Consider the following 13,290-nt stretch of genomic DNA (forward strand, 5'->3'; position numbering starts at 1 on the left):
GGAGGAATCCGGAACCGGCCGCCGCGGGCGCCGCGGGACCTACAGGTCGACCTCCTGCATCAGCATGCCGACCTCGGTGTTGGACAGCCGCCGCAGCCAGCCGGACTTCTGGTCGCCCAGGGTGATCGGGCCGAAGGCGGTGCGCACCAGCTTGTCGACCGGGAAGCCGGCCTCGGCGAGCATGCGGCGCACGATGTGCTTGCGGCCCTCGTGCAGGGTCACCTCGACGAGGTAGTTCTTGCCGGTCTGCTCGACGACCCGGAAGTGGTCCGCGCGGGCGTAGCCGTCCTCCAGCTGGATGCCGTCCTTGAGCTTCTTGCCCAGGTCGCGCGGGATCGGCCCCACGATGGCGGCGAGGTAGGTCTTCTTCACGCCGTACTTGGGGTGGGTCAGCCGGTGCGCCAGCTCGCCGTGGTTGGTGAGCAGGATGACGCCCTCGGTCTCGGTGTCGAGCCGCCCGACGTGGAAGAGCCGCGTCTCGCGGTTGGTGACGTAGTCACCGAGGCACTGCCGCCCCTCCGGGTCCTCCATGGTGGACACGACGCCGGCGGGCTTGTTCAGCGAGAAGAACTGGTACGACTGCGTCGCCACCGTCAGGCCGTCGACCTTGACCTCGTCCTTCTCCGGGTCGACCCGCTTGCCCTGCTCCAGGACGATCTCGCCGTTGACCTCGACGCGCGCCCGCTCGATCAGCTCCTCGCAGGTGCGCCGGGAGCCGTAGCCCGCGCGCGCGAGGACCTTCTGGAGCCGTTCGCCCTCCTGCTCGGCGCCCGGGAAGGTCTTCGGCAGCTTGACGTCCTTCTTGCCGGCGTACCGCTCGCGGTTGCGCTCCTCGGCCCGTGCCTCGTACTCCCGGGACCGGGCGGGCGCCGTGCGCCCGTGCTGCGGCTGGGGCTTCTTCGGGCCGCCCTTGGCGCCGCCGCGGGCCGCGCCGCCGCGCCCCGACTTCGGGCCGTCCGGGGAGGCGCCGGGGCCCACGTCGTAGCGGCGCTCCTCGGGGCGGGGCTTGCGGGGACGGCCCTGGCCCTGCTTCTGGTCCCTGTTGTTGCCGGCACCGCGGTGGTTACCGCGCCCGCCGCTCTTGCCGCTGCCGCTGCTTCGCATCAAAGTTCCGTCGTCGTCGTGTTCGTCGTGGGACCGTCGTCCGTGGCCGGCGCCTCCGTGTCGGGGGCGTCCGGATCGAACGACGGTACGCCTTCCTGGGTCTCGGCCTCGATCGCCTCCGCCTCGGGCAGGAAGGGCGCGAGCTCCGGGAGCTCGTCCAGACCGCGCAGGCCCATCCGCTCCAGGAAGTAGTTCGTCGTCCTGTACAGGATCGCACCTGTTTCGGGTTCCGCGCCCGCCTCCTCGACCAGCCCGCGCTGCAGGAGGGTGCGCATCACGCCGTCGCAGTTCACCCCGCGCACCGCGGAGACCCGGCTGCGGCTGACGGGCTGGCGGTAGGCGACGACCGCGAGGGTCTCCAGCGCCGCCTGGGTGAGCCGGGCCTGCTGCCCGTCCAGGACGTACCGCTCGACGGCGGGGGCGTACTCGGCCCGGGTGGAGAACCGCCAGCCGCCCGCCACGAACCGCAGCTCGAAGCCGCGCCGCTGGAGGGTGTACTCGTCGGCCAGTTCGCGCAGCGCGTCCGCGACCTGCCGGCGCGGGCGGTCCACGATCCTCGCGAGGTGTTCCTCGGTGGCGGGCTCGTCCACCACCATCAGGACGGCCTCCAGCGCGGGCTTGAGGTCGAGGCCGGCCACGCCGCCCGGCCCGGCCGGGACCCCGGTGGTCTCGTTCACGGCTTCCTCTCCTCCTCGGGCTCCTCGGGCGGCCGGTCGAACTCGTCGGTCACCCTCGGCGTCTCGTTCCCGTCGCCGCCCGTCCAGCGCACGAGCAGTTCCCCGAGCGCGGCCTCCTGGTCGAGGGCGACGGCCTTCTCCCGGTACAGCTCCAGCAGGGCCAGGAAGCGGGCGACGACGGTGAGGGTGTCGTCGGTGTCCTCCACGAGCGTGCGGAAGCTGGCCTCCCCGAGCGTGCGCAGCCGCGCGACCACGATCCCGGCCTGTTCCTGCACGCTGACCAGCGGCGCGTGGATGTGGTCCACGTACACCTGCGGCTTCGGCTTGGGCTGCATCGCCTTGACGGCGAGCCGGGCGAACCCTTCCGCACCGATGCCGATGACCACCTCGGGCAGCAGCTCGGCGTGGTGCGGCTCGAGGCCGACGGTCCGGGGGTGGCGGCGGGCCTCCTCCTCCAGCTTGCCGTGGAAGATGTCGGCGACCCGCTTGTACGCACGGTACTGGAGCAGCCGGGCGAACAGCAGGTCGCGGGCCTCCAGCAGGGCCAGGTCCGCCTCGTCCTCGACCTCGGCGACGGGCAGCAGCCGGGCCGCCTTCAGGTCGAGCAGGGTGGCCGCCACGACCAGGAACTCGGTCGTCCGGTCCAGGTCCCAGTCCGGCCCCATCGCCCGGATGTGCGTCATGAACTCGTCGGTGACCTTCGACAGCGCGACCTCGGTGACGTCCAGCTTGTGCTTGGAGATCAGCTGGAGGAGCAGGTCGAAGGGGCCTTCGAAGTTGGCGAGCCGGACCTTGAAGACACCGTCGGCGGGCGCCGGGCCGGGCTCGGCTCCGGGCTGCCCGGCCTCCGCCGGCCGTGGTTCCGGTACGGCGGCGTCCGCCTCGGGCGCGGGCTCCGGCTCGGCGGGCTCCGGCCCCACCACGACGGGCGCGGGCTCCGGCTCCGGCTCCGGCTCCGGCTCCGGCTCCGGTACGACGGTTTCGGGCTCGGGCTCGGGCTCGGGCGGCGCCTGCGGAACGGGCGGTTCCTGCGGCGCCGGAAGCGGGACGGCCGGCTCGACCGGCGCGGCTCCCGGCCCCCGCCCCAGCGCACGCCGGCGGCCGGCCGGTGCGCCGGGAGCGGGAACGTCGTTCGAGGTCATGGCCCCCGCAGGCTACCGCTACCGTCCGCGCAGCCGTCGCACCAGGATGCTGGCGTCCCCGCGGGCCTCCAGGTCGGCGAGGACGACGGCGACGGCCTCGCGGACGATGCGGCCCCGGTCGACGGCGAGCCCGTGCTCACCGCGGAGCACCAGACGCGCGTGCTCGAGGTCCATCAGCTCCTCGGCGGACACGTACACCGTGATCTTCTCGTCGTGCCGCTCCCGGCCGCTGGGCCGGCGCGTCGAGGACCGCCCGCGCTTGCGCGGCTGGGCGCCGGCGGCGGATCCGGCAGAACCTTCCTGCGCCGCCTGGCGCCGTGCGGTGCGCTCCGCGCCCGCGGCCCGGCTGCGGGACTCCCCCGCGTCGGCCTGCTCGGCGTCGGCCGCCACGTGCTCGGCGCCCTCGCCGTCGCCGCCCTGCGCCGGAACGGCCGGCGGCGCGTCCTCGGCGGAGGCGGCCGCCGCCCCGTCGCTCTCGCCCGCCGGCGCGGGCACCCGGGCCTCGCCGTTGGCGGAGCGCCGGGGCGCGGACGGCTGAAGCGCCGTTCCCCCTGTCGTGCGGAAGAGTTCGTCGGCCCCCGGCAGACTCACTCGGCGTGACACCGGGCGAGCACCTCCCTGGCGAGCTGGCGGTAGGCGGCGGCGCCGACGGAGTTGGAGGCGTACGTGGTGATCGGCTCACCGGCGACCGTGGTCTCCGGGAAGCGGACCGTGCGCCCGATGACCGTGTGGTAGACGTGGTCGTCGAACGCCTCGACGACCCGTGCGAGCACCTCACGGCTGTGCACGGTGCGCGAGTCGTACATGGTCGCCAGGATGCCGTCGAGCTCCAGCTCCGGGTTCAGGCGTTCCTGGACCTTCTCGATGGTCTCGGTCAGCAGCGCCACACCGCGCAGGGCGAAGAACTCGCACTCCAGCGGGACGATCACCTTGTGCGCGGCGGTCAGCGCGTTGACCGTGAGCAGACCGAGCGAGGGCTGGCAGTCGATGACGATGTAGTCGTAGTCGTCCATCAGCGGCTTGAGCGCACGCTGGAGCGTGGACTCGCGCGCGACCTCGGAGACCAGCTGGACCTCGGCGGCGGACAGGTCGATGTTGCTCGGCAGCAGGTCCATGTTGGGGACCGCCGTCTTCAGGAGCACCTCGTCCGCCGACATGCCCCGCTCCATGAGCAGGTTGTAGACGGTGAGGTCGAGCTCCATCGGGTTGACGCCGAGACCGACCGACAGCGCGCCCTGCGGGTCGAAGTCCACGAGCAGCACCCGGCGTCCGTACTCCGCCAGCGCGGCACCCAGGTTGATGGTCGACGTCGTCTTGCCGACGCCGCCCTTCTGGTTGCACATCGCGATGATCGTCGCGGGTCCGTGGTTCGTCAGCGGACCCGGGATCGGGAAGTACGGCAGCGGGCGACCGGTCGGGCCGATGCGCTCACGGCGCTGGCGGGCAGCGTCGGGCGCGAGCGTGGCCGCGTACTCCGGGTCGGGCTCGTATTCGGCGTCGGGGTCGTAGAAGTGCCCGTCGGGCAGTTCGTCGTAGTCGGCGAAGTGGTTGCGGGGCGCGCCACTTCCGTCGCCGGCCATGGCGTTCACGTGATGGCCATCCATGCTGTGGTGTGCTGGCTGAGCCATGGGGGGGCTGCTCTGGCTCTGATGGGCTGCGAAGGTTCGGACAGCGACGGAGCCGACAGCCTCGAGCCCCGTGGGGCCCGGGCCCCGCGTAGGCGTTCCTGGTTGACCACCCCCGGGAGAAAATGTCGACTCATTCACAAGTCGTCTTACCTCCTTGGTGACCAGGAAACTTCTAGACAAGGTCAGCGTGGCACCATGCCGACGGTTGGCGACTCTATGGCGTGTCGGGCGTCCGCAGCAACACAATCCGCCGGACCCGGCCCGATGTGTCGACAATGAAACATCCCGCTGTCAAGGGCGTACGGCCGTCGCACGGCAGGTTCCACCGGTGTACGAACCGGTCGAACGGTCACGTTCGAGGCGAGTCGGCCGAGCATGGCAAAGTGACCATACACACATCCGGCCGGACCTCGTCGGGCAAGGTCCGGCCGGCTGCGTGCGGTTGACGCGTCAAGTTGACGTATCGCCTTTGCGGAAGGGCGACTTGGCCCGGGCTCAGCCGAGCAGCGAGTCGAGCTCCACGTGCTCCAGGCCGTGCGCCTCGGCGACCTCGCGGTAAACGACCTTGCCGTCGTGGGTGTTGAGGCCCTTGGCCAGCGCGGCGTCGCGGCGCAGCGCCTCCACCCAGCCCCGGTTCGCGAGCTCCACGATGTAGGGCAGCGTGGCGTTGGTCAGCGCGTAGGTGGAGGTGTTGGGCACCGCGCCCGGCATGTTGGCGACGCAGTAGAAGACCGAGTTGTGGACCCGGAAGGTCGGCTCGGCGTGCGTGGTCGGGTGGGAGTCCTCGAAGCAGCCGCCCTGGTCGATCGCGATGTCGACAAGGACACTTCCGGCCTTCATCCGGGAGACCAGCTCGTTGGTGACCAGCTTCGGGGCCTTGGCGCCCGGGATGAGCACGGCGCCGACGACGAGGTCGGCGTCCAGGCAGGCCTTCTCCAGCTCGAAGGCGTTGGAGACGACGGTCTGGATCTTCGTGCCGAAGATCTTGTCGGCTTCCTTGAGCTTGTTGATGTCCTTGTCGAGCAGCGTCACGTGGAAGCCCAGGCCGATGGCGATCTGCGCGGCGTTCCAGCCGGAGACGCCGCCGCCGATGACGACGGCCTTGCCGGCCGGCACGCCCGGGACGCCGCCGGGCAGCACACCGCGGCCGCCGGCCGCGGCCATCAGGTGGTAGGCGCCGACCTGCGGGGCGAGGCGGCCCGCGACCTCGGACATCGGGGCCAGCAGCGGCAGGGCGCGGTTCGGGAGCTCGACCGTCTCGTAGGCGATCGCCGTGGTGCCGGACTCCAGCAGGGCGTCCGTGCACTCCCTGGAGGCGGCCAGGTGCAGGTAGGTGAAGAGGATCTGGTCCTTGCGGAGGCGGTGGTACTCCTCGGCGACGGGCTCCTTGACCTTCAGCAGCAGGTCGGCGGCGGCCCAGACCTCGTCGGCCGTCGGCAGGATCTGCGCCCCGGCGGCGACGTACTCCTCGTCCGGGATCGACGAGCCGACACCGGCGCCCTGCTCGACGACCACCTGGTGGCCGTGGCGCACCAGCTCGTGCACACCGGCGGGGGTGATGGCCACCCGGAACTCGTTGTTCTTGACCTCGCGGGGGATGCCGACCTTCACGTCGATCACGGTCCTTGGCTCAGAGGGTGTGGGGCATAGCAAGAAATACCCGGATGCAAAGGGCACACGGGGATACACCGCAGGAGAACGAGCGGCAGAGCCAGTCTAATGAAGGTGTTCCCGCTGTCTAGCCTTTCAATGCATCAATCCTCGATGGATGTACTACGGATTTCGCAGGCGTTAGCGTGGTGTTCCGGCCGTTCCGGCCCCGGATCGCCGTCCTGGGCCTCCTCTTCCAGGATGCGCTCGGCCGCGCCGCGGTGCAGGCGGGCGGCCGCCGGGTCGCCGAGGCGCTCCAGGGTGTCGGCCAGCCGCAGCTGCAGCGCCGCCTGGAGCCGGGCGTCCTGCGCGCGCCGCGCCCACTCCACCGCCTCCTGGCAGGTGCGCAGCGACTCCTCGGGCCGGCCCGCGTACTCCTGGACCCGGGCCAGTTCGCTCAACGCCCGCGCGTACGCGGCGACATCGCCGTTCTTGCGGTGTCCGGCCGCCGCGGCCCGCCAGCCGCGCAGCGCCTCGCCGTAGCGGCCCGCGTAGGTGTGTGCGGTGGCGATGCGGCCGTACAGCCGGGCGGCGTCCGCGCGCTCGGCGCGGGCCAGCCGCTGGGCGAGGGCGCGGCCGAACCAGTCGGCGGCCCGGTCGAAGTCCCCGAGCTCCAGGTGCGCACCGCCTACGGATTCCATGGCGCGCCCGGTCGCATACGGGTCGTTCGCCTCGCGTCCGGCGTCCAGCGCCGCCCGGTACCGCACCAGCGCCTTCGCGGTCCGCCCGGTCCGCGCGTCGACGTCGGCCAGGTTCAGCAGGGCGGCGGCCTTCTCGCGGGGCAGGTTCCGCCGCTCCGCCACGTCCAGGACGAGCTGGTGGATCCCGTACAGGTCGGGGGCGGCCCCCTGGGTGCCGAAGTGCGCGACCATCGCCCTGACCAGCTGGGACATCAGGCGCCTGGCCAGGGTGTCCAGCTCCCCGTCGGCGACCGCGAGACGGGCCGAGGCGAGCAGGGCGGGCCGGCGGACGCGCAGCCAGTCGGCGGCCTCGCGGGGGCCGGGGAAGCGCAGCGTCCGGGGCATGTCCTGGAGCTTCTCCCGGGCCTGCGGATTGTCCGTCTCGGTGATCGCCCGGCAGGACTGCAGGAGCCGCACCGTCCGCTCCAGCATGCGGGCCCGGGCCAGCTGGAGCTCACCGGGGCGCTCGTGGGCCTCGGCGGCGGCCCGCAGCAGGGGGTGCAGACAGCCGGGGACCTCGTACTGGGGCAGCGGGGAGTCCACGGCCCGCAGCAGGCCGAGGGCGACGAAGTCGTCCAGGGTGGTGCGGGCGGCGCCGAGCGAGCAGCCGGCGAGCGCGGAGGCGGTGTGCGGGTCCACCAGGCCGGCCGGGGCGAGGGAGAGCAGCCGCAGGGTCCGGGCGGCGGCCGCGGGGAGGGAGGCGTGCACGAGCCGGAAGACACGGCTCAGCGGCGTACCGTCCTCGCCCTGCGCGTGCAGCTGCTTGGCGAGGTCGGCGACGGCGGCCTTGGGGCGGGCGGCGAGCCAGCCGCCCGCGAGCATCAGCGCGGCGGCGTGCCCCTGGCACGCCTCGACGAGCCCCTCGGCGGCCCGCGGGTCGACGGTGACGCGGACCGAGCCGGTGTGGCGGGTGAGCAGCTCGAGGGCGGACTTGGTGTCCAGGCCGCCCAGCGTGCAGGGACGCACGTCCGAGATCCCGGTGAGCGGCCCCGCCGAGACGGCGACGACCAGGCACTGCGGGGTGTCCGGGAGCAGCGCGTCGACCTGTTCGGCGCCGGTCGCGTCGTCGAGCAGGAGCAGTGCGCGCCGCCCGGCGAGGGCCTCGCGCAGGGCGGCCGAGAGGTCGTCCTCGGACGCGCCCGGCGGGATGGGCAGGCCGAGGGCGGCGAGCAGTTCGCGGGCGGCGCGCTCGACGGGCACGGGAGTGCCGTCCGGCTCGCCGAGACGGGCGCGCAGCACCCCGTCGTGGTACCGGCCGGCGACCTGCCGGACGAGTTCCTCGGCGAGCGCCGTCCGTCCGGAGCCGGGCCGGCCGGCGATCAGCAGCACGCGCGCGCGGGGCGCCTTCCGCCCGGACAGGGTGTCCAGCCCGGCGCGCTCGATGTCGGCCCGCAGTTCCTTCAACTCCCGGGCACGGCCCAGGAAATGGCCCTCCGTCGCAGCGTCTCCCGACAGCTGCACGCCGCCTGTGTCCACTGCCTGATCCGTCACGGGCCACACTCCCGTCCCACCGCACGCGCAAGCCCGCCGGAACTCCGGACCGGGTGATTCCCGAGCCTAGTTCACGCTCTGCGACGTTCCCGGAGGAGCACGGCGGTGGCGTCGCCCGATCGGATCAGGCGATCGTCATACCGGAGGGGGTTTTTGCTCACGCCTCGAACGGACGCGCCGGCCAGGGAGCCTGAGCCGGCCGCAGCGCGTCGAGCCCGTCGCCGGCGCGTGCGGCGGCCAGGGAGAGCACGCCCACGACGAGGCAGTTGTTGTGCACGTCGCCCGCGAGCACGGCCCGGACGAGCTCGTCGACCGGCACGCGCGCGTGCTCCATGTCGGCCTCCTCGTCCTCCACCTCGAAGCGGTCCCCGTCGGCCTCGGAGAGATCACGGGCCAGGAAGATCCGCACCGCCTCGTCGCACCCTCCGGGAGTCGTGTACACGTCGGTGAGCACCCGCCAGTCCTCGGCCTTGACGTGCGCCTCCTCGTACAGCTCGCGCTGGGCGGCGTGCAGCGGGTTCTCACCGGGCACGTCGAGCAGACCGGCCGGGATCTCCCACAGCCGCTGCCGCACGGGGTGGCGGTACTGCTTGATCAGCAGGACGCGGTCCTCCTCGTCGAGGGCGAGGACGGCCACGGAGCCCGGGTGGACCTGGTAGTCGCGGCGGACCATCGAGCCGCCGGGCATGACCACCTCGTCCGTGCGGACGGAGGTCTTGTTGCCCGTGAAGGGGGTCTCCGTCGCCCGGATCTCCCACGCCTCGGGGGTGTCCTTGATCGTCATGCCCTGTCCTTCCGCACGTACACGAGTGGCCGGCCGCACGCCGCGAGGGACCGGCCGGGACGAAACCGGGGTGCCCACCCTGTGAAGGAATGCACCCCGGCCACCGTACAACCGGTGTGTCGCTACGAATTCGTCCTCGCCGCGGCCTGCCGCTCCACCGCCGCCTTCACGAGGCCGGCGAACAGCGGGTGCGGCCGCGTCGGCCGGGACCGCAGCTCGGGGTGGGCCTGCGTGGCGACCAGGTAGGGGTGGACGTCGCGCGGGTACTCGACGTACTCGACGAGCTTGCCGTCCGGGGAGGTGCCGGAGAACAGGATGCCCGCCTTCTTCTCCAGCTCCGCGCGGTAGGCGTTGTTCACCTCGTACCGGTGACGGTGCCGCTCCTCGACGTACTCCTTGCCGTCGTACACCTCGCGCACGATGGAGCCCTCGGCCAGCTTGGCCGGGTACATGCCCAGACGCATCGTCCCGCCCAGGTCGCCCTCGCCGGCGACGATGTCGAGCTGCTCGGCCATCGTGGAGATGACCGGGTGGGCGGTGGCCGGGTCGAACTCGGTGGAGTTGGCGTCGCCGATGCCGGCGAGGCTGCGGGCCGCCTCGATCACGATGCACTGCAGGCCCAGGCAGAGACCGAGCAGCGGGATCCTGTTCTCGCGGGCGTAGCGGATGGCGCCGACCTTGCCGAGCACACCGCGGTCGCCGAAGCCGCCGGGGATGCAGATGCCGTCCACGTCGGCGAGCTGCGCCTTGGCGCCCGCCGGGGTCTTGCAGTCGTCCGAGGTGACCCACTTGATCTTCACGCGGGCCTTGTTGGCGAAGCCGCCGGCACGCAGGGCCTCGATGACCGAGAGGTAGGCGTCGGGCAGGTCGATGTACTTGCCGACCAGGGCGAGGGTGATCTCGTGGTCGGGGTTGTGGACGCGGTCGAGCAGGTCGTCCCAGGTCGTCCAGTCCACGTCCCGGAACGGCAGGTCCAGCTTGCGCACGACGTAGGCGTCCAGGCCCTCGCCGTGCACGGTCTTCGGGATGTCGTAGATGGAGCGGGCGTCGGGGCAGGCGACCACGGCTGCCTCGTCGACGTCGCACATCAGCGAGATCTTGCGCTTGATGGCGGTGGGCACCTCGCGGTCGCAGCGCAGCACGATCGCGTCCGGCTGGATACCGATGTTGCGCAGGGCGGCCACGCTGTGCTGGGTGGGCTTGGTCTTGAGCTCGCCCGAGGGACCGATGTAGGGAAGGAGGGAGATGTGGACCACGAAGACGTTGTCCCGGCCGACCTCGTGCCGGACCTGGCGGACGGTCTCCAGGAACGGCAGCGACTCGATGTCGCCGACCGTGCCGCCGACCTCGGTGATCACGACGTCCACCTCGTCCGTCGCCATGCGGCGGATCCGGTGCTTGATCTCGTTGGTGATGTGCGGGATGACCTGCACGGTGTCGCCCAGGTACTCGCCGCGCCGCTCCTTGGCGATCACGGTCGAGTAGACCTGGCCGGTGGTGACGTTGGCGGAGCCGTCCAGGTCGCGGTCGAGGAAGCGCTCGTAGTGGCCGATGTCCAGGTCGGTCTCGGCGCCGTCGTTGGTGACGAACACCTCACCGTGCTGGAACGGGTTCATCGTGCCAGGGTCGACATTGAGGTACGGGTCGAGCTTCTGCATCACGACCCTCAGGCCCCGCGCCTTGAGCAGCATGCCGAGGCTGGAGGCCGTCAGCCCCTTGCCGAGAGAGGAGGCGACACCCCCGGTGACGAAGATGTGCTTGGTCGTCGTGGATTTGGGCGGCATGGCCAAGAGGGGGCTCCCGTGGTCGCGGTCTGGGGGTGCGGTGCGGCTTCCGGGGGCTCTCGCCGGTGGCGGGTGCCGGAGGTTTCCGGGGGTGCCGTCGCTGCGGTTCGGGGGTTTCGAGCCCACCGGTCCACGGGCTACCAGGGTAACAGCGCCTCGGAGAGATGGCTTCCGGCCACGCTCCGCACACGCGCGTACACGGGACCGGGCGCCGGTGCGGGGTTCTCACCCGGTGCTCACCCGTTCGGCGCACCTGCGTTGCCCGGAGCGGCACACAGATCATCTACGTGCGTCGTATCCTGCTCGGACACTCGCTGCCGAGCCCGGCCGGACGACACGGCAACACCCCCGTCCGTATCCCCCGGAACAACGAGAGCTCGTCAGTTCGTTGAACAAGAATTGTTGTTTTGCCAATGCGGCTGAGCGACTGCTTTGCTTCAAGAAAGCTCAACGACGCATTACAACGACCCCTTGACCGCACTAGCGACAGCCCCCATTTGCGGGGTGACGTGGCCGTTCGACTGGAGTTGCACGTGGCCGGGCGCATCGAAGACTACGCACTCATCGGAGACATGCAGACCGCTGCCCTCGTCTGCCGGGACGGGACAGTGGACTGGCTGTGCCTGCCCCGCTTCGACTCGCACGCGATCTTCGCCGGTCTGCTGGGCACCGAGGAGCACGGCTTCTGGCGGCTCGGGCCCGCCTACGCCTCCGACCAGCAGCCGCCCACCGCGGCCCGGCGCTCCTACCGGGGCGACTCGCTCGTCCTGGAGTCCGAGTGGGACACCCCGCGCGGCACGGTCCGGGTGACCGACTTCATGCCCCCGCGTGACGGCGCGCCCCAGCTGATCCGCATCGTCGAGGGCGTCTCGGGCCGCGTCCCCATGCGCTCCGCCCTGCGGATGCGCTTCTCCTACGGCCGGGTCGTCCCGTGGGTGCACCGGCACGAGGGGCGCACGGTCGCCGTCGCGGGCCCCGACTCCGTGTGGTTCGACACGGACTGCGAGACCTACGGCAAGGCGCTGACGACGTACGCCGACTTCACGGTCGCCCCGGGCGACCGCGTCGCCTTCACCGTCTCCTGGCAGCCCTCGCACAAGCAGCCGCCGCCGCTGCCGGAGCCGGAGCAGTCGCTGGAGGCGACCGAGGAGTTCTGGCGGGAGTGGGTCGAGCACTGTACGTACCACGGCCCCTACCGCGAGGCCGTGATCCGCTCGCTGATCACGCTGAAGGCGCTGACGTACGCCCCCACCGGCGGCATCGTGGCGGCCCCCACGACCTCGCTCCCCGAGGACATCGGCGGCGTCCGCAACTGGGACTACCGCTACACCTGGCTGCGCGACGCGGCGATCACCCTGTCCTCCCTGCTGCGCACCGGTTACCGCGAGGAGGCCCGCGCCTGGCGCGAGTGGCTGCTGCGCGCGGTCGCCGGCGACCCCGAGAACCTGCAGATCATGTACGGCATCGCGGGCGAGCGCGAGCTCGGCGAGGCGGAGCTGGACTGGCTGCCCGGCTACGAGAACTCCGCGCCGGTGCGCGTCGGCAACGGCGCCGCGCACCAGCTCCAGCTGGACGTGTACGGCGAGGTCACCGAGGCCCTGCACCTGGGCCACATGACGGGCCTCGCCCGCAACGACTACGCCTCCCTGCTCCAGCTCAGGCTGATCCAGTACCTGGAGGACCACTGGCAGGAACCGGACGAGGGCATCTGGGAGGTGCGCGGCCCGCGCCGCCACTTCGTGCACTCCAAGGTCATGGCCTGGGTCGCGGTGGACCGCACCATCAAGCTGATCGAGTCCGGTGACGCGGACGGCCCGCTGGAGAAGTGGCGCGAACTGCGCGACGACATCCACCGGGACGTGTGCGAGAAGGGCTACGACAAGGAGCGCAACACCTTCACGCAGTCGTACGGCTCGAAGGAGCTGGACGCGTCCTTGCTGCTCATCCCGCAGATGGGGTTCCTGCCCCCGGACGACAAGCGGGTGATCGGCACGATCGAGGCGATCCAGCGCGAGCTGTCCACGCCGGACGGCTTCATCCTGCGCTACCCCACCCAGGGCCACGACGAGGGCGTCGACGGCCTCCCCGGCGACGAGGGCGCCTTCCTCGCCTGCTCGTTCTGGATGGCGGACGACCTCGCGATGATCGGCCGCGTGGACGAGGCCCGCAAGCTGTTCGAGAAGCTGCTGTCCCTGCGCAACGACCTCGGCCTGCTCGCCGAGGAGTGGGACCCGCGCCTGCAGCGCCAGGTCGGCAACTTCCCGCAGGCCTTCAGTCACGTGCCGCTGATCGACACGGCCCTGCGCCTGACCGCCTCGGGCGCCTACGGCGGCTGAACAGGACCCGTGCG

At 71.8% G+C, this 13,290-nt stretch carries 10 protein-coding genes; 1 reads left to right on the forward strand and 9 read right to left on the reverse strand.

Annotation, left to right across the window (positions count from 1 at the left end; translation table 11 throughout):
* Window positions 1-39: 39 nt before the first annotated feature.
* The 9 genes from ACH4F6_RS19725 to ACH4F6_RS19765 all read right to left on the reverse strand — a co-directional run bounded on the left by ACH4F6_RS19725 (window position 40) and on the right by ACH4F6_RS19765 (window position 10,940).
* A complete protein-coding gene (locus tag ACH4F6_RS19725; protein ID WP_397961501.1) occupies window positions 40-1,104 on the reverse strand; it encodes a pseudouridine synthase in 1,065 nt (354 codons plus the stop codon).
* Window positions 1,104-1,781, reverse strand: coding sequence for an SMC-Scp complex subunit ScpB (gene scpB, locus ACH4F6_RS19730; protein ID WP_397961502.1), 678 nt, complete (start codon window positions 1,779-1,781; stop codon window positions 1,104-1,106). Before scpB ends, ACH4F6_RS19725 begins: the two co-directional genes overlap by 1 nt.
* Window positions 1,778-2,923 carry a segregation and condensation protein A gene (locus ACH4F6_RS19735; protein ID WP_397961503.1) on the reverse strand — a complete coding sequence of 382 codons (1,146 nt, stop codon included), beginning with the start codon at window positions 2,921-2,923 and terminating at the stop codon, window positions 1,778-1,780. Before ACH4F6_RS19735 ends, scpB begins: the two co-directional genes overlap by 4 nt.
* Window positions 2,924-2,941: 18 nt before the next feature.
* Window positions 2,942-3,526 carry a hypothetical protein gene (locus ACH4F6_RS19740; protein ID WP_397961504.1) on the reverse strand — a complete coding sequence of 195 codons (585 nt, stop codon included), beginning with the start codon at window positions 3,524-3,526 and terminating at the stop codon, window positions 2,942-2,944.
* Window positions 3,511-4,551 (reverse strand): ParA family protein, encoded by a 1,041-nt coding sequence (locus ACH4F6_RS19745; RefSeq protein ID WP_397961505.1) that lies wholly within the window; start codon window positions 4,549-4,551, stop codon window positions 3,511-3,513. The genes ACH4F6_RS19740 and ACH4F6_RS19745 overlap by 16 nt, the downstream gene beginning before the upstream one ends.
* 495 nt (window positions 4,552-5,046) lie before the next feature.
* Window positions 5,047-6,171, reverse strand: coding sequence for an alanine dehydrogenase (ald, locus tag ACH4F6_RS19750; RefSeq protein ID WP_397961506.1), 1,125 nt, complete (start codon window positions 6,169-6,171; stop codon window positions 5,047-5,049).
* A 134-nt stretch (window positions 6,172-6,305) separates the two neighbouring features.
* Entirely contained in the window at window positions 6,306-8,372 is a 2,067-nt protein-coding gene (locus ACH4F6_RS19755) for a tetratricopeptide repeat protein (RefSeq protein WP_397961508.1), read from the reverse strand.
* A 157-nt stretch (window positions 8,373-8,529) separates the two neighbouring features.
* The gene (locus ACH4F6_RS19760; protein ID WP_397961509.1) at window positions 8,530-9,156 is read right to left on the reverse strand and encodes an NUDIX domain-containing protein; all 627 of its coding nucleotides are present in this window, start codon (window positions 9,154-9,156) and stop codon (window positions 8,530-8,532) included.
* A gap of 122 nt (window positions 9,157-9,278) precedes the next feature.
* Window positions 9,279-10,940, reverse strand: coding sequence for a CTP synthase (locus ACH4F6_RS19765; RefSeq protein WP_397961511.1), 1,662 nt, complete (start codon window positions 10,938-10,940; stop codon window positions 9,279-9,281).
* Window positions 10,941-11,473: 533 nt separating this feature from the next.
* Here ACH4F6_RS19765 and ACH4F6_RS19770 point away from each other — a divergent pair.
* Window positions 11,474-13,276 (forward strand): glycoside hydrolase family 15 protein, encoded by a 1,803-nt coding sequence (locus ACH4F6_RS19770; protein WP_397961539.1) that lies wholly within the window; start codon window positions 11,474-11,476, stop codon window positions 13,274-13,276.
* Window positions 13,277-13,290 lie beyond the last annotated feature (14 nt).

This window comes from Streptomyces sp. NPDC017936, assembly GCF_044328485.1.
Classification (GTDB): Bacteria; Actinomycetota; Actinomycetes; order Streptomycetales; family Streptomycetaceae; genus Streptomyces.